The organism is Kitasatospora sp. NPDC041917 (assembly GCF_055589745.1).
On sequence record NZ_JBVJBI010000019.1, the window covers coordinates 68106 to 91171 of the forward strand.

Consider the following 23066-nt stretch of genomic DNA (forward strand, 5'->3'; position numbering starts at 1 on the left):
CCCCGTCCGCGGGCCGGCCCCACCCCGGGTCCGGCCCGCGTCGGCGGTCGCCTCACTCGCCCTCGGTGAACGTCTCGCGCAGCCGGGCCTCCTCGTCGGCCGAGAGGTTCGTCTCCAGGAGCTCGGCGTGCAGGCCCTCGAACGCCGACCTCACCGGGTCGAGCACGGCGTCGGAGCTGAGCACGAACAGGGCGGAGGTGCCGGGAGTGACCTTCTCCCGCAGTCGCTTGACGAAGTCCTCGTCGATGCCGACGTGGGCGAGGTGGCCCCCCAGCGCGCCGCCGGCCGCGCCCAGGGCCGCGCCGAGCACGGGCACGAAGAAGATCATTCCGAGGAGGAAGCCCCAGAAGGCGCCGCCCACGGCACCCATGCCGGTCATGTCGCTCAGATGGCGGGTCCTCGGCTTCCTGGCCCCTTCCGGCCAGGTGACCACCGCTCCGTCCTGGACCTTGATCAGCTCCTGGCGCCCCAGCCTCTTCAGGGTGGCGAGCGCCTCGTCGGCTCCGTTCGCGGTGGGAAAGCGCCATACCGTCAGGGTCGCCATCACGGCCTCCGATCGCGGGGGTACTGCACCGGCAGCCCCATCGTCGGCACGGGCCGCGGGCGCTGCCACACGCGGACGCCGGACGGGCGAACCGGCCGCGAGCGCTCCGGCCGGGCGGCGCGGGTGGGCCCGCTCCGGAAGGACACCGTCGGATTGACACGGCCGACCGGCGGCCACAGCGTGGCAGGTAGCACTCTTCCGTGCTGGTCGGTCCCGGTTTCCGCCGCGTCGAGGACGCCTGTGCGGACGGGGCGCTCGGCAGGCCTCCCGATGCCCGCCGGACCCGAGAGGAGCTGGTACAGGCGATGTCGGACGGACGGACGGCCAAACGCATTGCGAAGTTCATCAAGCCGCTGCGGGTGAAACCGGGGTCGCGGGTGGACCTCGCGGAGGACTTCGACCCCCGGTACAAGGCGGGCATGAAGAAGCGCGAGGGCGTCGAGCTGCTGCGCACCGGCGTGTCGCTGCTCTCGGAGTACCAGGCCCGGCTGGCGGCCCAGGACACCTACGGCGTGCTGCTCTGCCTCCAGGCGCTCGACGCCGGTGGCAAGGACGGAACGATCCGTCACGTCATGAGCGGGGTGAATCCGCAGGGCGTCCACGTGAGCAGCTTCAAGGTGCCCTCCACGGAGGAGCTCGACCACGACTTCCTGTGGCGGTACGCGCAGCGGCTCCCGGCGCGCGGGGACATCGGGATCTTCAACCGTTCGCACTACGAGGAGGTCCTCGTGGTGCGCGTCCACCCGGAGAACCTCGACCGGCAGAAGCTGCCGGAGGAGGCGAAGGGCCCCGGGGTCTGGCACCGCCGGTACCGGGAGATCAACGACTGGGAGCGCTACCTCACCGACAACGGGTTCAAGGTGGTGAAGATCTTCCTGAACCTCTCCAAGGAGGAGCAGCGCAAGCGCTTCCTGGCGCGGATCGACCTGCCCGAGAAGAACTGGAAGTTCTCCGAGGCCGACATCCGCGAGCGCGAGCGCTGGGACGACTACCAGGAGGCGTTCTCCGACATGCTGTCGGCCACGAGCACGCCGTGGGCACCCTGGTACGTCGTGCCGGCCGACCGCAAGTGGTTCGCGCGCATCTGCGCGGCGGCGGTGCTCGCGCACACGCTCATCGAGATCGATCCGCAGTTCCCCACGGTCGACGAGCGGATCCGCAAGGACCTGCGCGCGGCCAAGCGCCTGCTGGAGACGGAGGCCCCACGGGGCGTCCGCACGTGATCCGTCCGCACGTGATCCGGCGGCTGCGCGTGATCCGTTCGCGCGTGATCCGTCCGTGGTGACGCGTCGGACCGACCGACGTCCAAGGGGGGACGTTCCCGGATCCCGAGGAGTGAAGAATGGCGGAGCAGGCTGGGCCGTCCGGCCCGCAGGAGTCCCCGGACCCGTGGTACGCGCGACCTCCCCGCGAGGTCGCGTCCTCGCTCGGGGTGGACCCGGCGACCGGGCTCAGCGCCGCCCGGGCGGCCGAACTGCTCGCCGCGAACGGGCCGAACGCGTTGCCCGAGGAGAAGGCGAGGCCCGACTGGCTGCGCTTCCTCGACCAGTACCGCAGCTACATGCAGATCATCCTGCTGGCGGCGGCGGTGGTCTCCCTGGCGATCAAGGAGTGGACCACCGGGATCCTGCTGATCGTCCTGACGCTGCTCAACGCGGTGGTCGGCCTGCGGCAGGAGGGCAAGGCCGAGAGCGCGATGAACGCGCTGAGGTCGATGATGAAGGCCACCGCGCGGGTGCGGCGGGACGGGACGGAGGCGCAGATCCCGGCCGAACAGCTGGTCGTGGGCGACGTGGTGCTCGTCCGGGCGGGCGACGAGGTCCCGGCGGACGGACGGATCGTCGAGGCCAGCGCGCTGCAGATCGACGAGTCGGCGCTGACCGGCGAGAGCGTCCCCGCCGCCAAGGACACCGGCCCCCTGCCGGCCGGGGCGCTGGGCCCGGGCGACCAGACCAACATGGCGTTCATGGACACCCCGGTCACCCACGGCAGCGGACTGCTCGTCATCACCGCGACGGGCTCCGGCACCGAACTGGGCAAGATCTCCGGGATGCTGTCGGCGACCGAGAAGGAGCAGTCGCCGCTCACCAGGGAGCTGAACACGCTGACGCTGTGGATCGCGGCGGCGGCCGGCCTGACCATGGTCGTGATGTTCGCGCTCGGCCGCAGCCGCGACCAGGCGTGGGACGCCCTCTTCGTCAGCGCGGTCTCGCTGGCCATCGCGGCCATCCCGGAGGCGCTGCCGACGGTCAGCCAGGTCATCCTCTCCGTCGGCAGCCTCAACCTGGCCAAGCGGCACGCGATCGTCAAGGAACTGCCGTCCGTCGAGACCCTCGGGTTCACCTCGGCCATCAACTCCGACAAGACCGGCACCCTGACGATGAACCAGATGACGGTCGTCGAGGTGCTCACCCCCGCCGACCGCTACACCGTCTCCGGCACCGGCTACCGCCTCGACGGGCGGATCCACCACGCCGCGGGCTCCGCCCCGGGCATCGAGGACGCCGTCCTGCCCCACCTGGTGGCCAACGACGCGAAACTGGTCGACGGCGAGGTCGTCGGCGACCCGACCGAGGGCGCGTTGCTCGTCCTCTGCCACAAGGCCGGGCTGGACATCGAGGCCACCCGGGAGCGCCTCCCCCGGCTCGCCACGCTGCCGTTCGACCCCACCTACAAGCTGATGGCCAGCTTCAACGAGGCGAAGGACGCGGACGGCCGGGCGGTGGTGCGGTGCTTCGTCAAGGGCGCGGCCCCCGCGGTCATGGCCCGGGCCTCCTCGGCCGACTCGAACGGCGTGGTCGTCCCCTGGGACGCGGAACTCGGCGGACGCGCCCAGGCGCAGACCGAGCGGATGGGCGGCGAAGGGCTGCGGGTGATGGCCGGGGCCGTCCGCGACCTGGACCCGGCGGACTTCGACCCGGACGGCGACCTGCTGGCGTTCGTCGAGGACCTGCGGATGACCAGCCTGGTGGCCATGGTCGACCCGCCGCGCGAGGAGTCACGGGCCGCGATCGCCAGCGCGCAGGCCGCCCACATCCGGGTCCGCATGGTGACGGGCGACGACGTCACCACCGGAGCGGCCATCGCCCGTCAACTCGGCATCGAGGGGGAGGCCGTCCTCGGCGCCGACTTCGCCGCCCTGCCGGAGCACGAGCGGCTGGCCCGGATCGACGGCATCGGAGTCCTCGGCCGGGTCGCGCCCGAGCACAAGGTGCTGCTCGCCGCCACGCTCAAGCGGAAGGGCGACGTGGTCGCCATGACCGGCGACGGCGTCAACGACGCGCCGGCGATCAAGGCCGCCGACATCGGCATCGCCATGGGCAGCGGCACCGACGCGGCGAAGAACGCGAGCCGCATGGTCCTCGCCGACGACAACTTCGCCACCATCGTGTACGCCGTCGAGGAGGGCCGGAAGCTCTACGACAACCTCACCAAGTACATCCGGTTCGTCCTGGTGCTGCTGGTGACGTTCGTGCTGACCTTCCTCGGCGCCGCGCTCCTGAACATCGCCGCCGGCGAGCCGTTCACCCCGGCGCAGGTCCTGTGGGTCCACTTCGTGGTCAACGCCCCCTTCGGCTTCGCCCTGGGCTTCGACCAGGAGAGCCCCGGCCTGATGCGGCGCACCCCGCGCCCGCGCGGCGAGACGGTGCTGACCGGGCCCGTGATGATCACCGTCGGGCTCGCCGGGCTGGCCGTCACGGTCGCCCTGCTCGGGCTGACCAAGCTGGGCGAGGCGCACTACCACAGCGCGCCCCTCGGCAACTCGATCGCGTTCACCGCCTTCGCCCTCTGCCTGATCGTGGCGGCCTACGAGTGCCGCAGCGAGCGCGGCTCCGCGCTGACCGTCCGCACCTTCGACAGCAAGCAGATGAACCTGGCGGCCCTCGGCGAGTTCGCCCTGGCGGTGCTGGTCACCCAGATGGACGCCTTCCACCGCCTCCTCGGGACCACCGACCTCACCGCCCGGCAGTTCGGCTGGGCCCTGCTGGCCGCCGTCGCGCTCCTGCTGCTGTGGGAACTGGGCAAGTTCGTCGCCCGCAGAGTGTCCGGCGCCGGCGGCGGGGCGGCGGCCGGCCGCGGCGCCGCGACGGCCGGCCCCCGTCCGTGACGGCGTTGCGGAGCCCTTGAGGAGATCCATGGCCGCCGGTGCTCCCCCCGACCGACGACGGCACCGCTTCGTGCCCGCCCTGCCGGGACTGACGGTGCTCCGCTCCTACCGGCGCGACTGGCTGCGGGGCGACCTGGTGGCCGGTGCCACGGTGGTGGCCTACCTGGTGCCCCAGGTCATGGCGTACGGGAGCGTGGCGGGGCTGCCGCCGGTCACCGGGCTGTGGGCCATCCTGCCCGCGATCGTGCTGTACGCCCTGGTCGGCTCGTCCCGGCTGCTCTCGGTCGGGCCCGAGTCGACCACGGCGCTGATGACCGCCACCGTGATCGGGCCGCTGGCCGGCGGCGACACCGCCCGCTACGCCGTCCTGGCCGCGAGCCTGGCCGTGGTGGTCGGCCTGCTGTGCGTGCTGGCCTGGCTGGCCAGGCTCGGCTTCGTCGCCGACCTGCTCTCCCGACCGGTGCTGATCGGCTACCTCGCCGGCGTGGCACTGATCATGATCGTGGACCAGCTGTCCAAGCTCACCGGGATCGACGTGCGGGGGGAGGGGTTCTTCCCGCAGCTGACGTCGTTCGCGTCGAACCTCACCGAGGCCCACCTGCCGACGGTCGCCTTCAGCGCCGCCACCCTGCTCTTCCTCCTCCTGGCGGCCCGCTTCCTCCCGCGCCTGCCCGGCCCGCTGCTGGCCGTCGTGCTCGGCACCGCGATCTCGGCCGCGTTCTCGCTCAAGGACCACGGCCTCGCGGTGATCGGCGAGATCCCGGCCGGGCTGCCCCGTCCCGTGCTGCCGGACCTCACCGAGCTGAACCGGCTGCTGCTGCCGGCGCTGGGGATCCTCCTGGTCGGCTACACCGACTTCATCCTCACCGCGCGCGCCTTCGAGGGATCGGGGGAGGAACGGCGGCTGGACGCCAACCAGGAACTGCTGGGCCTCGGCGCGGTCAACCTCGGCGCGGGCTTCTTCCAGGGCTTCCCGGTGAGCAGCAGCGCCAGCCGTACCGCGCTCGCCGAGTCGGCCGGAGGACGCACCCAGCTGTACGCGCTCACGGCCGGCCTCGGTGTGGTCGCCGTGCTGCTGTTCCTCAGCCCGTTGCTGCACGACACCCCGGACGCCGTGCTCGGGGCCCTGGTCGTGTTCGCCGCACTCCGGATGATCGACCTCGCCGGTTTCCGCCGGCTGGCCTCCTTCCGGAGCCGTGAACTGCTGCTGGCGCTCGGATGCATGGTCGGCGTGCTGACCCTGGACATCCTCTACGGGGTCCTGGTCGCGGTGGGACTGTCGGTGATCGAGCTGCTCAGCCGGGTCGCGCGGCCGCACGACGCGGTGCTCGGCCTGGTGCCGGGCGTGGCCGGGATGCACGACGTCGACGACTACCCCGAGGCGCGGACCGTCCCCGGACTGCTCGTCTACCGCTACGACTCCCCGCTGTTCTTCGCCAACGCGGAGAACCTGCGGCGCCGGGCGCTCGCCGCCCTGGCCGAACAGCCGGAGCCGGTACGGTGGTTCGTCCTCAACACCGAGGCGAACGTCGAGGTGGACATCACCGCGCTGGACTCGCTGGACGCCCTGCGCCTCGAACTCGAAGCCCGCGGCATCGTGTTCGCCCTGGCCCGGGTCAAGCAGGACCTGCGCGACGAACTCGACGCCTACGGCCTGAGCGAGTCCGTCGGCGCCGACCGGATCTTCCCCACCCTGCCCACGGCGGTGGCCGCCTACCGCTCCTGGGCGGGGGGTGAGGGCCCCTCGGGCGGTGCACCGGACGGCGCACCGCCCGCGTGAGGCGCTGCTCCCCGGGCGACCGGCGCCGTCCGCCGCGGTCTGCCGGCCGGGATCCGTCCCGCTGAACGGAAGGCGCGGGCCGCCGGGTTCAGACCGGACGCGGGCGGATCGAACCCCGGAGGGTGCGCCGTCCGTGCTATCGGCTGGGGACGGTCGGCAGCCGGCCCGGAGCACGGACGAGGGAGGACAGCGATGGCCTGGTACCAGGGGTCGAGCCGGATCACGGTGACGGCGGTGGAGGGACGGCTTCCGCAGCGGGCGGTGGTGACCGTCCGGGGCGCCGCTCCGGTGGAGATCCCGGGCGAGGTCGGAGCCGTCCACCACGTCGAGGCGGAGCGCTGGCAGCTCGACCTGGAGCACCGGGACCAGGGCGAGTGGTGCCCCAACATCCGTGCGGTGCAGGGCCGGTGGCAGGAGATCCGGGGCGTGCTGACGCAGGTCGTGCACAGCCGCAACCGCGACCTGGCCGGCGACCGACAGGACCGCAACCTGGTGCTGCGGATCGAGCGGGTCGCGCCGGCCGGCGACGACCCGTCGATCGCCCCCGCCGCCCCGGCCGCGCGCCGGACCGGCGCGGCGCACCTCGCTCCGGCGGTCCCGGCCCCGGCGCCGCGTACCTCGGCCGGGACGACGAGCGGCAGCTCGGGCAGCTCGGGCAGCTCGTCGCCGGGCGTGCGGGCGACCACCTCGGGCGCCGGGTCGGACTTCCTGCGGCCCGCCGCCGCTCCGGGCAGCCGGGTCACCGGCACGAGCGGGACGAGCGGGACGAGCGGGACGACCGCCCCCGCCCGGACGGCCACCACGGCAGGCTCCTGGAACGGCTGACCGGGCCCGCTCCCAGCGCCGGCGCACCCCGGCCGTCAGCCGTCGGCCGCCCCTCACCTGCCCCGTGACGTCGGCGACGTCGAACTCCGGGGGGCCTGGCCGCCCCGCCCCCGTCGCGCGCCGGGGGCGGGAGCGCGCGGTGGCGTGAACCGATGTCAAAAACTCCGTACAGTACGGCAGTTGTGTGTTGCGACCGGACGGTGGCGGGTATCACTCGACCGGGCGGTGAAGGCCGGCCGGAGGAACGTTCTGCATCGGGGGAGGAACGTGGACGCGGCGTGGACCGGTCTTGCCGAAGCGATCCAGCAGTTGCGCGCCGAACTGGATGCGGCGACAGCCGAGGGCGAGGGGAAGCGGCTCCGGTTCGAACTGGGCCAGATCGAGCTGGAGTTCCAGGTGGAGCTCAAACGGACCGGGTCGGCGGACGGGGGCCTGCGCTGGGGCATCGTGTCGGCCGGGGCGAAGGGGGAGCTGGCCCACGGTTCGGGTCAGCGGATCAAGCTCGTGCTCCAGCCGACCGACACCGCGACCGGCCGGGCAGCGGAGGTCGCCTCCCGCTGGACCGACCCCGAACTCGGGTGACGCGCCGGAGAGTCGGGGGCTTGCTGAATGGATCGCTGCCGGGTCGTCGAGGTGCTGTCCGAACAGTCCAGGGGGAGCGGCTATCTGGTCGCCGACCGGCTGGTGCTGACCGCCGCCCACGTCCTGAGGTCGGGTGAGGTCTTCACCGCCGAGCCCCGGGTGCAGGCCCTGGACGGTGAACGGCCGGTACGGGCCCGGACGCGGTGGATCCGCTACGACGGGCCGGAGGAGGGCGTCGACGCGGCGCTGCTGGAGATCGTCGACCCGCGGTGGGTGCCGCCGTCGGCGCCGGTTCCGGTCGCGTGGGCACGGATCGCGGACGTCGAGCCCGGCCACCGGGTGCAGGTCGGCGGTTTCCCCGACGCGATGGCGGGCCGCCGGCGGGACGTGGACCAGGTGCTCGCGACGGTGAACCCGCTCAGCGGGGCCCGCTCCGGACGGCTCCAGCTCACCGTGGCGTCCGCGCCGATCCGGACGAGGGACGGACGGTCGGGCTGGGCGGGCATCTCGGGCGGGCCGGTCTGCACCGTGGCCCGCGACGGCGCCCCGTCGGCCCTGCTCGCCGTGGTCGTGGTGGACCCGCTGCGCTACTCGGACCGGCTGGCCGCTGTTCCGGTCGACGCCGTTCTGGCGGACGCCGCCGTGGCCGAAATCCTTCGCCGACATGGCCTGGCCGACATCAACGTGTCATCGTATTCGGGTACTGACCATTCGTCAGCCATCCGATCGACACTGGCGGCAGCCATGCGAACCCTTCCCCGAGACCTCTCCGCCTTCGTCGGCCGGGACCGCGAACTCGCCCGGCTGAGCAACGCGGTCATCGGGGCGAGCGGCGCCGGGAGGGTCATCGACATCCACGCCATCGGCGGCATGCCGGGCGTCGGCAAGACCGCGCTCGCCGTCCACCTCGGCCACCGGCTGGCCGACCGCTTCCCGGACGGACAGCTGTTCCTGCCCCTGCACGGGCACACCCCCGGACAGTCCCCGGTGGATCCGGCCGATGGGCTGGTCGCCCTGCTGTCGGCCAGCGGCGTGTCGCCCGAGCTGATCCCCGGCGGCCCCGACCGCCAGTCCACAATCGACGCCCGGGCCGTCCTGTGGCGGGACAGGATGGCCTCGAAGCGCGTCCTGCTCGTCCTCGACGACGCGGTCGACCACCGTCAGGTCGAGCCGCTGCTGCCCAACGCGGCCGAGTCCCTGGTGCTGATCACCAGCCGGCGCCGGCTCGCGGCGCTGCCGGACACGGTGGTGCTGTCCCTCGACATCCTGGACGAGTCGACGGCCGTCGAGATGCTCTGTGGGCGCTCGGGACGGACGGCGGAGGGGGCGGAGGCCGCCGCCGCGGCGGCTGTCGTCGAACATTGCGGCCGGCTGCCGCTGGCGGTCGGCCTGGTCGCCGGCCGCCTGCGCAACCACCCCAGCTGGTCCTTCGCCCACCTCGCCGCCGACCTGGGCAGGGCCAGACGGCGGCTCTCCCGGCTGCGCGCCGGCAACGTGGCCGTCGCGGCGGCGTTCGAACTCTCCTACCGGGAACTGCCCGAGGACCGCCAGACACTCTTCCGCCGGCTCAGCCTGAACCCGGGCACCGAGTGCGACGCCGAGATCGCCGCCGCACTGCACGGCAGCGACCCCGACGACGCGGCCGACGAACTGGAGTACCTGTACGACGACCACATGCTCATCGAGTCCGCGCCCGGCCGCTACCGGATGCACGACCTCGTCCGGGAGTACGCGGGCCTGCTCACCGACGAGGACGACCCGGCCGACCGGGACGCGGCACGGGAGCGGCTGTTCGCGTTCCTGGAGGAACGCGCCGTGGCCGCCGGCGCCGCCATCGCGCCCGGAGCGGCGCCCGGGGGCGCGGACGCGGTCCGCGAGGCCCAGGCGGCCCGGGACTGGCTGGACACCGAGATCGCGAACCTGCTGGCCTGCGCCCGGTACTGCGCCGACCACGGCCACCCCGAGCGCGTCGTCGTCCTGGCCCGGGCGCTCAGCGGGTTCCTGCGGTTCGTCGGTCCCTGGGACCAGGCCGTCGCCCTGCACTCGGCGGCGGCCGAGTGCGCCCGGCAGTCGGCACAGCCGACCCTCCAGATCGAGGCCCTCACCAACCTCGCCCTGGTGCGGCGGCTGGGCGGCGACTACCGGGGCGCGGCGGACGAACTGCGCGCCGCGACGGCGGTCGCCCAGGTCGTGGGCGACCGCCGGCTCGAAGCGCGGGTGCTGAACGACCTCGGCGCGGTCCACGGTCAGACCGGCGACTACCCGGCCACCATCGCCGCCCACGACGAGGCCGTGCCGATCTTCCGCGAGAACGGGGACCGCGCGGGCGAGGCCAGCGCCCTCAACTACCTCGGCGTGGCCCACCGCCTGGTCGGCCGCTACGACGAGGCCATGGCGGAACTCGCCCGCTCCGCCGAACTCTTCCACGACCTCGGCGACCGGCGGGGCGAGGCCGTGGCCCTCGCCAACCTCGGGATCGTTCACCGCCAGACCGGCCGCTACGACTCCGGGACCCGCCTCGTCGAACAGGCCCTCGCGCTCTCCCGCGGGATCCGCGACCGCCGCGGCAGCACCTACATCATCCACGCCCTCGGCGTGCTGCGGTCGTTGACCGGCCGGGCCGACGAGGCGCTCGACCTGCAGAACGAGGCACTGCAGATCGCGCGCGAGCTGGGCGACCGCCGCGGCCAGGTCTACAGCCTCAACTACCTGGGGGCGGTGCACCGGTCCATGGGCAATCCGGCCGCCGCCGCCCGGGCGCACCAGGAGGCCTTGGACCTCGCCCGGGAGCTGGGCGACCGGCGGGCCCAGTCGCACGCGCTGCGCCACCTCAGCGCGGCCCACCGGCTCCAGGGCGAACTCTTCCCGGCCGGCACCGCGGCGGAGGGCTCCCTGCTCATCGCGGAGGAACTGGGCGACCGGCGAGGGCAGGGGAACACCCTCCGGACCCGGGCCGAGGTCCGACTGGCCTCGGGCGAGCGCGAACTCGCGGCCCGCGACCTCGACGACGCGCTCGACCTGGCGCGGGCCATCGGCGACCGGCACGGCGAGGCGCAGACCCTCAACGCCCGGGGCGGACTGCGGCGTCCGTCGCACCCCGCGTCCGCGCTGGCCGACCACGAGTCGGCCCTGGCACTGGCCCGCGAACTGGGAAACCCGCGCCAGACGGGCGCGGCCCTGCTCGGCGCCGGCCGGTGCGAGCGCGACCTGGGTCGGGTCGACGCGGCCGAGAGACGCCTGCGCGAGGCCTTGGCGGTGTACGAGAGCCTCGGCGCCCGGGAGGCGCCGTCGGTCGCGGCCGAACTCGCCGGCCTGCGGGCCTGATCGGGCAGCGGGCCCGGCGGCTTCGCCGTCCCGCAACTCGTCGTGGTGGTCGCCGGGAGACACGGGCTCGGCGTGCGCAGTGACCGGGGCTCCGAATTCGCTACGGTGAACACCGTTGGCGCGTCACCGGGTTACCGCGTGACGGAGTGGCCACGTGACCGACCGCAGGGGTGCAAGGTGCATGAACTGATCCTCCGTCACGCAGCGGAGCGCGGGGCCAAGATCGCCTTCGCCGACGCCGACGGCACGGTGGACTACGGCGAACTCGCCCGCCGCACCGCCCGGGTGGCCGGCAACCTGCGGGTCGGTCGCGGCGGCCGGGTGGCGCTGTGCCTGTCCGGCGGGGTGCCCGCCGTCGCGGCCACCCTCGGCGTCGCCCGCGCGGCCGCCGTCGGCGCCCTGCTCGACCCGCGAAGCGGCGAGGACGACCTCCGGTTCCGGGTGGAGGACAGCGGCGCCGAGGTGGTGGTCACCGACCGCGAGCACCTGGCGCGGGTCCAGCGGGTGGCCGGAGCCCGGGTGGTGACCGTCGACGAGCTGCTCGGGGCCACCCGTACGCCGCCACGGGACGACCTCGGAGCGGACGAGCCCGCCTGGCTGCACTACACGTCGGGGACCGGCGGGGACCCGAAGGGCGTGCTGTCGGCGCAGGGGCCCTGGCTGCGGTCGGCCGATCTCGCCCACCGGGGACTGCTGGGCATGTCCGGCGACGACCACCTGCTCTGGCCGCTGCCGCTGTTCCACGCGTTCGGGCACTCGATGTGCGTGGTGGGCGTGCTGGCCCTGGGCGCGAGCGCCTACGTGATGGACCGTTTCACCGCGGACCGGGCGGCCGCCCTGCTGCGCCGGACGCCGTTCACGGCCCTGGGCGGCGTCCCGACGGTCTTCACCCAGCTCCTGGACGCCGGGGCGCCGCTGCCGCCGCGCTGCCTGTCCGCCGGCGCCCCGCTGCCGGAGGAGCTGCGGGCCCGGTTCCGCCGGACGTTCGGGCGTGAGCTGCACGACGGCTACGGCAGCACCGAGGCGTCCGGAAAGATCGCCGTCGACGGCGTCGTGCTGCCCGGAATCGACACCCGGTTCGTCGACGGTGAGCTCCGGTTGCGGATGCCCGGCGCCGACGGGTGGCACGCGACCGGGGACCTCGGCCACGAGGAGGACGGCCGGCTGGTGGTGACCGGGCGGGCGAGCGACGTGATCATCCGGGGCGGAGAGAACGTCCACCCGGCCGAGATCGAGCAGATCGTGGCCCGCTGCCCCGGCGTCCGGGACGTGGCCGTGGCGGGAGAGCCCGACGCGGTGCTCGGCGAGGTGCCGGTCGCCTACGTGGTGGGTGACGCCGATCCGGCGGCGCTCCTGGCCTTCTGCCGCGGCCTGCTGCCACCGCACCGGGTGCCGCAGGAGATCCGCGCCGTCAGCCGGATCCCGCAGACCTCCTCGGGCAAACCGGCGCGGCGGCGGCTGCGCCACCAGTACCTGCTCGACGTGGTCCGACGGGAGACCGCGGGGATCACCGGCCGGCCACCCGGGGCGGACCAGCCGTTCGCCGAAGCCGGTCTGGACTCGCTCGGCACCGTACGACTGCGGGACCGGCTGGGTGCGGACCTGGGCGTCGCCCTGCCGCCGTCCCTGGTGTTCGACCACCCCACGCCCCGCGCGGTGGCCGACTACCTCACGGGCGCGGCCGCCGGCCCGCCACCGCCCGCCCGCAGGGCCACGGCCACCGAGCCGGTCGCGATCGTGGGCATGGCCTGCCGCTACCCCGGCGGGATCAGCAGCCCCGAGGACCTCTGGCGCGTGGTCGCCGCCGGCCGGGACACGATCACGGAGTTCCCCACCGACCGGGGCTGGCCCCTGGACGACCTGTTCCACCCCGACCCCGACCACATCGGCACCAGCTACGTCACCCGCGGCGGCTTCCTCAAGGACGCGGCCGACTTCGACGCGGCGTTCTTCCGCATGTCGCCGCGCGAGGCCCTGGCCACCGACCCGCAGCAGCGACTGCTGCTGGAGACGGCCTGGGAGGCGTTCGAACGGACGGGCATCGCGCCCGAATCGCTGCGCGGCAGCAACACCGGCGTCTTCGTCGGCCTGATGTACAACGACTACGCCGGCCGCTTCCGGGGCAGCGCCCACCAGCTCCAGGCCCAGCTCGCCCTGGGCGCCGCGGGCAGCGTGGCCTCGGGGCGGATCGCCTACCACCTGGGCCTGCACGGCCCGGCGCTCACCCTGGACACCGCCTGCTCCTCCTCGCTGGTCGCCATGCACCTCGCGGCGGACTCCCTGCGCGACGGCCGGTGCGACCTGGCCCTGGCGGGCGGCGCGACCGTCATGGCCACGCCGGACAGCTTCGTCGTGTTCAGCCGGCAGCGCGGCCTGGCCCCGGACGGACGGGTCAAGCCGTTCTCCGCCGCCGCCGACGGCACCGCCTGGTCGGAGGGGGTGGGACTGCTGGTCCTGGAGCGGGTGTCCGACGCGCTGCGCAACGGTCACCCGATCCTGGCCCTGCTGCGCGGCTCCGCGGTCAACCAGGACGGGGCGTCGAACGGCCTCACGGCGCCCAGCGGCCCCGCGCAGGCGGCCGTGATCCAGCAGGCGCTGGCCGATGCCGGGCTGACCGGCGCCGACGTGGACGTGGTCGAGGCCCACGGAACCGGCACCGCCCTGGGCGACCCGATCGAGGCGGCCGCGCTGCTCGCCACCTACGGCCAGGACCGGGACCGGTCGGCGCCGCTCCTGGTCGGTACGGTCAAGTCCAACCTCGGGCACACCCAGGCGGCCGCCGGGGTCGCCGGCGTGATCAAGACCGTGATGGCGATGCGGCACCGCACCGTGCCCGCCACGCTGCACGTCGACGAGCCCAGCCCGCACGTCGACTGGTCCGCCGGGGCCGTCCGGCTGGTCACCGAGCCGACGCCCTGGCCGACGGGCCGGCCGGCGTCCCGCTCGGTGGGCCGATCGGCGTCCCGGTCGGCGTCCCGGCCGACGCAGAACCGTCCGCGCCGGGCCGCGGTGTCGGCCTTCGGGATCTCGGGGACCAACGCGCATGTGATCGTCGAGGAGTACGAGCAGCTGCGCGTGGCGTTCCTGTTCCCCGGGCAGGGGGCGCGGCAGCGCGGGACGACCCGGGACCTGGCGGCCGAGTACCCGGTGTTCGCCGCCGCGTTCGAGGAGGCGCGCGCCCAGCTGCATCCGGTGCTGAACACGACACCGGACCCGGCGCACCGGACGGACCTCGCCCGGGCGGCCCTGTTCGCCCACGAGGTGGCGCTGTTCCGCCTGCTGGAGTCCTGGGGGTACCGCCCGGACGCGCTGATCGGGCACGGCGCCGGGCAGATCGCGGCGGCTCACGTGGCCGGCGTCCTGTCCCTGCCCGACGCGGCGAGGCTGCTCACCGCCCGTGAGCCGGAGGAGTTCGCGGAGACGGCACGCAGCCTGACGTACCGCCCGCCGCTCGTTCCGGTCATCGGCGCCCGCCCGGACGATCCGGAGCACTGGGTGCGGCGCCGGCACGAGACGGTCGGCCTCGCCGAGCAGGTGGCCGCGGTCGACGGCGTCACCCTCGTCGACCTGGGCCCGGGCGTCGGGGACAGGGAGGGCGCCGAGGGCATCGAGGGCATCGAGGGCGTCATCCCCACCACCGACCCCGAGCGGACGGCGGCCCGGCTGCGGGGCACCCGCGCCTTCCAGCGCCGGCGCTACTGGCTCGACCGCGCCGCCGAGCACCCCCTGATCGAGTCGACCGTCGTCGTGCCCGGTTCCGGGGAGGTGGTGTGCACCGCCGACCTCACCCCCGTGTGGCTGCTCGACCACGTCGTCGACGGAACGGCGGTCGTGCCCGCCACGGCGATCCTGGAACTGGTGCTGTACGCGGGGGAGCGGGCCGGCTGCGGCACCGTCGACGACCTGGTCCTGCACACGGTGATGCGCCTGCCGGAGACTCGGCGCGCCGAGATCGTCGTACGTCCCGGGACCGACGGCGTACGGCCGTTCGAGGTGCACGCGAACGGCGTCCTCTGTGCCAGCGGTCGGCTGGACTCCCGCCCCGCGCCGCCGGTGGACATCGGCCCGTGGCCCCCGCCGGACGCCGAGGAGCTCGACGTCGACCACGCCGAGTACGGACCGGCGTTCCGCGGGCTGTCCAGGGTGTGGCGCCGCGGTGACGAGCTCTTCGGCGAGGTGCGCGGGGACTTCCCGGACGCGGGGCGCTTCGCGCTCCACCCCGCCCTGCTCGACGCGGCGCTGCACCCGGCGCGGCTGCTCGGCGGGGGAGTGCCGTTCGCCCTGCGCGGGGTGCACCTGCTGGCGCGGGGGGCCACGGGGCTGCGGGTCCGCATCCGCGACGGGCGGATCGCCGTCGCCGACCAGGAGGGCCGGCCGGTGGCCTGCGTCGAATCACTCACCGTGCGCGCGCTCGGACCCCGTTCGACGAGTACCCCTTCGGCCGACACCCGTCCCTCCGGAACCGGTCCGGCCGACACCCGTCCGATCGGTACCCGCTCGACCGGCCACCTCGTGCCGGGGGCCGGCCGGGGCGCGCTGTTCCGCCCGGAGTGGCAGCGGACCCCGGGCCGGCCGCGCGGTCGGGTCCACGAGGTGCGGCCCGGCGACGCCCCCGCCGCCCTGGCGCTCGCACTGCGGGAACTGCAGGCCGACCACGAGCACCTCACCGTCCTGGTACGGCCGGGAGATCCGGCGGGCGCGGCGGTGGCCGGCCTGGTGCGGGTCGCGCAGACGGAGCACCCGGGCCGGTTCACCCTGGCCGAAATCGGCGACGGGCAGACCGACATGGTGGCCGAACGCGCGAACCTGGTCCCCGTGCCGGGCGGCACCTTCACCTGGCGCGGCACCGTCCTGGTCACCGGCGGCGGCGCACTGGGCCGGGCGGTCGCCGAGCACCTGAGGGGCAGGGGAGTGCGCGTCGTCGTCGCCGGCCGCAGCGGCGAGACACGCCTGGACGTCACCGACCGGGCGGCGCTGACCGCACTGGTCGACTCCATCGAGGACCTGCGGGCCGTCGTGCACACCGCCGGAGTGCTCGACGACGGCATCCTGACGTCGATGACCCCGGCCCGCCTGGCGACGGTGTGGCGCCCCAAAGCCGAAGCCGCCTGGCAGCTGCACGAGTTGACCGCACAGCGGGACCTGGACGCCTTCGTGCTGTTCTCCTCGGCGTCCGGTGTGCTCGGCCACGCCGGGCAGGCCAACTACGCGGCGGCCAACAGCTCTCTCGACGAACTCGCCCGCCACCGGCGGCGGTTGGGACTCCCCGCGCTCTCCCTGGCCTGGGGACCCTGGACGATCGGCATGATGGCCGACCGGACGGCCGCCGCCGGCCTGCTGCCCCTCGCGCCCGCCGAGGGCCTGGCACTCCTGGAGGCGGCACTGGGCACCGACGAACCCGTCCTGGTACCGATCGCCTTCGACCACCCGAACGGTCCGACCGAGCCCACCTACCCCAACCAGCCCCACCACCCGCACCGTCCGGAACCGCGGAGCACACCGGAACCGACCCCGCCGGCCAGCACGCTGGAGATGGTGCGCGCCGAGGTCGCCGCCGTCCTCAGCTACCCGGACGTGGACCCGGACACCCCGATCCCCGACCTCGGCTTCGACTCGCTGACCTCCATCGAACTGCGCAACCGACTGGAGGAACGGACCGGCCTGCGCCTCCCCGCCACGGTGGTGTTCGACGCCGCCACGCCGAGGGCCCTCGCCGAGCAGCTGCGCCCACCGCCGGCCCCGGGGACGCTCACCTTCCTGTACCGCAAACTGTGCGAGCTGGGCCGGCCCCGGGAGGCCATGCACCTGCTCGTCTCCGCCTCCTGGGCGCTGCCGTCGGCGGCGACCCTCCCGTCCGTCGCCCCGCAGCGGCTCAGCGCCGGCGAAGGCCCGGCCGTCGTCTGCTTCCCCGCCCTCACCTCTCCCCCCGGGGAGTACGCCCTCCTCGCCCGGCACCTGCCCGGCCTGTGGCTGCTCCCACACCCGGGGTACGACGGCGGTCCCGTCCCCGAGGACGTGGAGAGCCTCGTCCGGACCCACGCCGCCTCGATCGGGCGACTCGACCGCCCGGTCGTGCTCCTGGGCCGCTCCACCGGCGGGCTGGTCGCCCAAGCCGTCGCGGAACGCGTCGGCGCCGAGGCGGTGGTCCTGCTCGACACCCTCCCCGTCCGCGACGAGGGCCGACTCGCCGAACTGGCCGTCCGCAGCGCCACCAGGCTCGACGAGCCCGCCCTCGCCGCCATGGGCGCCTACGCCCGCATCTTCCTCGACCGCCAGGAGCCGGAGCCGGCCGTCCCGACCCTGCACCTGCGCGCCGGCGACGTACCGGGCGACCACTACTCCATCCTCGACGAACACGTGAGCACGACGGCGAAGGCCGTCCGGGAGTGGCTCGCCCGGACCCTGCCGACCGAGCCGGAATGACCGGACGCCCGTCGGCATGCAGCCCCGGACCGAGCCGAACCCCGCCGAACCGACCCGGACCCGGGCCGGCCTGAACCCGGCCCGGGCCGCCGGCCGGCGCACCGCCGTGAAAAACCGGATGCCCGGGCCGCGCCCGTCGGGCACAATCGGCGCCGATGCCTCACCTGACTGCCGACCGGCTGCTCGCCGCCGTCGAACCACTGCCCCACCCGCTCCGGCTGCGCGAGGTGGCCCGTACCGCCGCCGCCCTCGCCCCCTCCGACCTGACGGCCCTGCTCGCCGAGCTGGACGGCCGTGGCCCGTACGAACGCCGACTCGCCGCGCTGGCCGCCCTCGCCGGACGGCGGGCGCGCCATCTGATCGACCGGATCGACGACCCCGACCCCGTCGTGCGGCGCTACGCGCACCGGGCGATCGGGGAGCTGCCGTTCCCGGACGGCGACCTTGAGGCCGCGATGCTCAGCGCCCCGAAGGCGGTCCGCGACGAGCTGGCCCGCGCCGTCCTGCGGGCCGGGCGCACAGCGGTGGCCGAGCGGCTGGTGCCGGTCGTCCGCGAGCGCTGGGGCGCCGCCGAGGCGGCCCGGCTGCTGCCGGTCTGCTCGGCCGAGGCCGTCGCCGCCGAACTGCCCGCGCTGGCCCACGCGATCGCCTTCTCCACCTCGCTCGGACACCGCCACCCGGGCGCGGTGCTGGACGAGGCCGAGCGCCAACTCGCCGACCTGCCGTACGGCTTGAGGCGCACCTTCTGGCAGCGGCACGCCCTCGGCCTGGCCGCCGCCGCCGGCCGCGAACCGGCCCGGATGCTGGAGCTGCTGGAGCGCCACCCCGTGGCCGGCCTGCCCGGCCCGCTGCGCGACCGGCTCGCCGGCCTCGCCGCCGTCTCCGCCGGGCGGACCGTCCGCCTGCTGCTCGCGATCGACCGGCACCGCCACGAGCCGCCGCTGCGCGCCGGCGTGGCCCGTCGGCTGGCCGCGGCCCGGCCGGACGGACTCGCCGCGCTCGCGCACCGCCACCACGAGAGCCACCTCGCGCTGCTGCGGCAGCTGCCCCCGGCCCGGCGGGCCGCCTTCTACGACGAGGTGGCGGCGCAGCCCGGCCCGTACCGCTCCTGGTACTCCGTCGACGTCCTCGCCGTGCTGCCCGCGAAGGAGCGGCACGTGCGGGCGCGGGCCCAGCTGGCGACGGACAGCGAGGACGTCGTCCCGCTCGTCCTGCTGCCGGTCGCCGAGGCCCGGCCGAGGCTGCTGGCCGAGACCCGCGTGGCCGACGCCTGGGACCGGGGCTGGGCCTGGGCACAGCTGGTCCGGCAGGCCGCACTCTCCGGCGAACCGGGCGCCCTGCCCGAGGCGCTCGAACTGCTCACCCGACTGCGCAACGAGCAGGACCCGGTCCGCGGCACGGCGCTGGAGGAGGTCGCGGCAGTGCCGCCGCGGCTCTTCGACGACGCCACCGCCGGCCCGCTGGAGCGGCTCACCGACGACGCCCTGGCCGCCCGGGACTGTTCGGCGCGCACGCGCACCGCACTCGGCCGCCTCGCCGGCGCCGTCCTCGGCGAGCACGTGGGCGGGCCGGCCCGCGAACTGCTCGCCTGGGCCGTCCGCACCCTCGAACGGACCGACGGCGCCGGCCTCACCGTCCCGCCCCGGCGCGAGGCGGCGGTGGTCGACGCGCTGTGGGCCGCGCTGGAACGCTCGGCCCGATCCCGCGACGCCGCACTGCTGCTCGCGCTGGCCGGGACGCTCGGCGACCGGGCGCGACGTGCTCCCGCCCTCGCCGAACTGCTGGAGCGCGTCCTGCACTCGGGCGGCGACCGTGCCGTCGAACGGGCCGCCGCACCGCTGCTGCGCGACCCCGCCACCGGCGGCGAACGCGCGGCCCGGCTGCTCGCGCTCAGGCCGTCGGCCGTCACCCTGGCCCCGGTGCGGGCCGTCCTGACCCGGATCCGCACCGATCTGCTCGGGCCCCTGCTCGACACCCCCTTGACCGCGACCGACCTGGTCGACGCGGACCGCTGGCTCCCCGCACAGCAGCACGCGGCCGCCGAACGGCTCGCCCGTACGGTCGGCGACCCCACCCGGGCCCTGGCCGAGCGCGCCGCCGCCCTGCGCGCCGCGGCCCGGATCCCCGTCCACGGCGAGGCCCTGCTGCGCCGGTACGCGGACTCCGCCGAGACCGTCCTCGCCGAGGCCGCGCTCGCCGCGCTGCCCTGGACCGAGCGCCCCGCCGGGGCGCTGCCCGAACTGCTCTCCCACGCCGCCGACGACCGCGCCCGGGTCGCCCTCCACGCGGCCGGCCGCGCCGCCCGGTTCGCGGGGAGCTCCGAACTGGGCCCCGCGCTGCGGCGGATCGCGCTCGATCCGGCGGCGAAGGTGACCAGCCGCAAGCAGGCCGTCCGGCTCGCCGCCGCGCACCTGGTCCTGGACGAGGCGGCCGCCCTGCTGCGCGAGGTGTACACCGCGCCGGGGCAGCACCACGACGTCCGCGCCGCGGTGCTGGCGACGGTCGGTGACCGGATCGCCGACCTGCCGCTGTGGGACGTGCTCACCGACGCGGCCGACGGGCCGGAGGGACTGCGGAACGCACTGGTCCTGCACCTGAGCGGGGAACGGACAGCCGCGGAGCACCGACCGGCGTTCGCCGGTCTGATGGCCCGGCTGGCGGTCGACGCCGACCTCCTCACCGCCTCACCCGCGCAAGGGCAGCTCGTCTCCTGGGGCCGGTACGCGCCGGAGGCGGTGCGGGCGCTCGTCCCGCTGGTGACCGACCTCGCCGAGCAGGACCGCTGCCAGGGAGCGGCCCGCGCGCTGACCGGAATGGCACTGTCGGACGCCCCGCACCCGCTCGGCGGCTGCGCGCCGGGCAGCGTCCTGGCGGACGCCCTGACCGCCCTGATCGAGACCCTGCGTGCCGGGGAACCGGCGCTTCCCGGCCGCGACCAGCCGGCCCGGCGGCGGATCGACGCGCTCACCGGCTGGATGTGGAGCCCGAACGCCACGGCGCGGGCCGTCCGCGCCACCCGGCGGGAGGTCGCCGCGATTCTGCTCACCGAACCCGCGCTGCTGCCCGAGGCCACCCGCCGACTGGTCGAGGCGCTCGACCTCGACGCACCGGACCTGGGCGAGCGCGTCGCCGAGCTGGCCGTCCTGGTCGCCGACCGTCCGGTGCTGGCGGTGGCCGCCGCCGACGCACTGAACCGCCAGGGCAACGGACGACGGGAGGCACCGGAGCACGCGCTGGCGGCCGCCCGCCGACTGGCCGCCGACGACGGACTCGCGCCCGGCCTGTTCGCCGTCGCACTGACGAACACGGGGGCGCAGCTCGGCTGGCCCGCCGAGTGGCGGGAGGTGCTGCACGCGCTGCGCCGTCACCCGCGGCCGGACGTCCGGGACGCCGCCCTCGCGGTGTTCACCGACCCTGCGTGAGCGGACCCCTGCGTGAGCGGACCCCTGCGTGAGCGGACCCCTGCGTTCGGGGCACCCTGCGGGTCGGCCCGTGGCCGTTCCTGCCCCCGATACGCAGGGTGAGCCGGAACAAGGTCCGCGACGACGGTGTTCCACGGGCAACGGGCACGGCTCTGCCCGGCGTCCACGCCGCGGCGGTAGGGAGGCCGGTATGGCACTGCAGGGCACCGGATTCGGGCCGGCGGACGGCTCGCGTTATCTGCCGATCGCCGAGCACGGCCTGATCGGCGATCTCCGGTCCGCCGCGCTGGTGGGGACCGACGGCACGATCGACTGGTACTGCTGCCCGCGTTTCGACGCCCCCAGCGTCTTCGCGTCCATCCTCGATGCCGACCGGGGCGGGTCGTTCGAGCTGGCCGCCGATGTGCCTACGCGCACCCGGCAGTTCTACTTCCCCGACACCAACGTCCTGATCACCCGGTTCTTCGCCACCGACGGGGTGGCGGAGATCCAGGACTTCATGCCGGTCGTGGACGAGTCGCGCGAGGCCGGTCGGCACCGGCTGATCCGGCGGGTGGTCTGTGCCCGGGGAACGCTTCCGTTTCGGGCGCGGGTGGCTCCCCGCTTCGACTACGGATCCGAACCGCACACCGTGAGTGTCCGGGCCCACGAGGCCGTCTTCGAGTCCCCCTCGATGGCGCTCGCACTGACGGCCACCGTGCCGCTCGAACGCGAGGGCGTGGACGTGTGGTCGCACTTCAAGCTCCTCGAAGGCGAGTCGGCGGTGTTCGCCCTCGACCGGGTCGGCGGCGACCTGGCCCCGCGGGCGTGTCCCCGGGCGGAGGCGGAGGAGCAGTTCGAGGCGACGGTGCGGTTCTGGCGCCGCTGGCTGGCCGGGTCCCGCTACCACGGGCGGTGGCGTGAGATGGTGCACCGCTCCGCGCTGGTGCTGAAACTGCTCACCTACGCGCCGACCGGTGCGATCGTGGCCGCGCCGACGACGAGCCTGCCCGAGCGGATCGGCGGCGAGCGCAACTGGGACTACCGGTACGCGTGGGTCCGGGACGCGGCCTTCTGCGTCTACGCCATGCTCCGGCTGGGCTTCACCGCGGAGGCCGAGGCCTTCATGGGCTTCCTCTCCGACCGGGGCATCCTGCGGGGCGGCGCCGGCGCCACGGGACCGCTGCAGATCATGTACGGGATCGACGGGCGCAGCGACCTGCCCGAGCGCGAGCTGTCCCACCTGGAGGGACACCTGGGCTCCGCCCCGGTGCGGGTGGGGAACGCGGCCACCGGCCAGCTCCAGCTGGACATCTACGGAGCGCTGATCGACTCCGTCTACCTGTACGACAAGTGGGGGCAGCCGATCAGCAGCGATCACTGGGACGAGGTCGGTGCCGTGGTGGACTGGCTCTGCGACCACTGGGACCAGCCCGACGAAGGCGTCTGGGAGACCCGGGGCGGCCGGAAGGACTTCCTGTACTCACGGCTGATGTGCTGGGTGGCGATCGAGCGGGCCATCCGGTTGGCGAACCGGCGCGGGCTGCCGGCGGACCTCCCGCGCTGGCAGCGGAGCCGGGACGCGATCTACCGGCAGATCATGCGACGCGGCTGGTCGGCCGACCGCAGGGCGTTCGCCCAGAGCCTGGGCGGCGACGTCCTCGACGCCTCCGTGCTGATGATGCCGCTGGCCAAGTTCATCTCGCCGAGCGACCCCAAGTGGCTGGCGACCCTGGACGCGCTGAGTGCGGAACTCGTCTCCGACTCGCTGGTCTACCGCTACGACCCGGAGGCCAGCCCGGACGGTCTGCGCGGGGCCGAGGGCACCTTCTCGATCTGCTCGTTCTGGTACGTCGAGGCCCTCGCCCGCGCCGGACGCGTGGAGGAGGCCCGGCTGGCCTTCGAGAAGATGCTCACCTATGCCAACCACCTCGGCCTGTACGCCGAGGAGATCGGGCCGACCGGTGAGCAGCTCGGCAACTTCCCGCAGGCCTTCACCCATCTCGCGCTGATCAGCGCCGCGTTCAACCTGGACCGCACGCTCGGTTGACGAATGCCGCGCCCTGTCCGGAACGGCGG

Annotated in this window: 10 protein-coding genes; 9 read left to right on the forward strand and 1 reads right to left on the reverse strand. The window is 74.7% G+C overall.

All coding sequences use genetic code 11. The annotated features are described in order from the left end of the window. Positions 1-52 precede the first annotated feature (52 nt). Positions 53-544, reverse strand: coding sequence for a DUF1269 domain-containing protein (locus tag ACZ6EM_RS23345; RefSeq protein WP_401050699.1), 492 nt, complete (start codon positions 542-544; stop codon positions 53-55). 305 nt (positions 545-849) lie between these two features. Between ACZ6EM_RS23345 and ACZ6EM_RS23350 the strand changes: the two genes are divergently transcribed. The 9 genes from ACZ6EM_RS23350 (at position 850) to ACZ6EM_RS23390 (ending at position 23037) form a co-directional block, all read left to right on the forward strand. Continuing rightward, a complete protein-coding gene (locus ACZ6EM_RS23350) occupies positions 850-1767 on the forward strand; it encodes a polyphosphate kinase 2 family protein (protein ID WP_401050697.1) in 918 nt (305 codons plus the stop codon). A 119-nt stretch (positions 1768-1886) separates the two neighbouring features. Then, entirely contained in the window at positions 1887-4652 is a 2766-nt protein-coding gene (locus ACZ6EM_RS23355) for a cation-translocating P-type ATPase (RefSeq protein WP_452180154.1), read from the forward strand. 28 nt (positions 4653-4680) lie between these two features. Then, positions 4681-6432, forward strand: coding sequence for a SulP family inorganic anion transporter (locus tag ACZ6EM_RS23360; RefSeq protein ID WP_465773141.1), 1752 nt, complete (start codon positions 4681-4683; stop codon positions 6430-6432). Between the two features lie 192 nt (positions 6433-6624). Next, entirely contained in the window at positions 6625-7257 is a 633-nt protein-coding gene (locus tag ACZ6EM_RS23365; protein ID WP_465773142.1) for a hypothetical protein, read from the forward strand. A 267-nt stretch (positions 7258-7524) separates the two neighbouring features. Further along, complete coding sequence (locus ACZ6EM_RS23370) at positions 7525-7839, forward strand: trypco2 family protein (RefSeq protein WP_401048788.1); 315 nt, start codon at positions 7525-7527, stop codon at positions 7837-7839. Between the two features lie 27 nt (positions 7840-7866). Beyond that, on the forward strand, positions 7867-11163 hold the full coding sequence (locus ACZ6EM_RS23375) for a tetratricopeptide repeat protein (protein WP_465773143.1): 3297 nt from the start codon (positions 7867-7869) through the stop codon (positions 11161-11163). Between the two features lie 177 nt (positions 11164-11340). Further along, positions 11341-17586 (forward strand): beta-ketoacyl synthase N-terminal-like domain-containing protein, encoded by a 6246-nt coding sequence (locus tag ACZ6EM_RS23380; protein ID WP_465773144.1) that lies wholly within the window; start codon positions 11341-11343, stop codon positions 17584-17586. Between the two features lie 155 nt (positions 17587-17741). Then, complete coding sequence (locus ACZ6EM_RS23385) at positions 17742-21008, forward strand: hypothetical protein (RefSeq protein ID WP_465773145.1); 3267 nt, start codon at positions 17742-17744, stop codon at positions 21006-21008. A 190-nt stretch (positions 21009-21198) separates the two neighbouring features. After that, positions 21199-23037 (forward strand): glycoside hydrolase family 15 protein, encoded by a 1839-nt coding sequence (locus tag ACZ6EM_RS23390; protein ID WP_465773146.1) that lies wholly within the window; start codon positions 21199-21201, stop codon positions 23035-23037. Positions 23038-23066 lie beyond the last annotated feature (29 nt).

Coding starts and splice junctions, on each gene's coding strand:
- ACZ6EM_RS23385 (WP_465773145.1), top strand. CDS start 17,742: ATGCCTCACCTGACTGCCGACCGGCTGCTCGCCGCCGTCGAACCACTG.
- ACZ6EM_RS23345 (WP_401050699.1), bottom strand. CDS start 544: ATGGCGACCCTGACGGTATGGCGCTTTCCCACCGCGAACGGAGCCGAC.
- ACZ6EM_RS23375 (WP_465773143.1), top strand. CDS start 7,867: ATGGATCGCTGCCGGGTCGTCGAGGTGCTGTCCGAACAGTCCAGGGGG.
- ACZ6EM_RS23355 (WP_452180154.1), top strand. CDS start 1,887: ATGGCGGAGCAGGCTGGGCCGTCCGGCCCGCAGGAGTCCCCGGACCCG.
- ACZ6EM_RS23350 (WP_401050697.1), top strand. CDS start 850: ATGTCGGACGGACGGACGGCCAAACGCATTGCGAAGTTCATCAAGCCG.
- ACZ6EM_RS23360 (WP_465773141.1), top strand. CDS start 4,681: ATGGCCGCCGGTGCTCCCCCCGACCGACGACGGCACCGCTTCGTGCCC.
- ACZ6EM_RS23365 (WP_465773142.1), top strand. CDS start 6,625: ATGGCCTGGTACCAGGGGTCGAGCCGGATCACGGTGACGGCGGTGGAG.
- ACZ6EM_RS23390 (WP_465773146.1), top strand. CDS start 21,199: ATGGCACTGCAGGGCACCGGATTCGGGCCGGCGGACGGCTCGCGTTAT.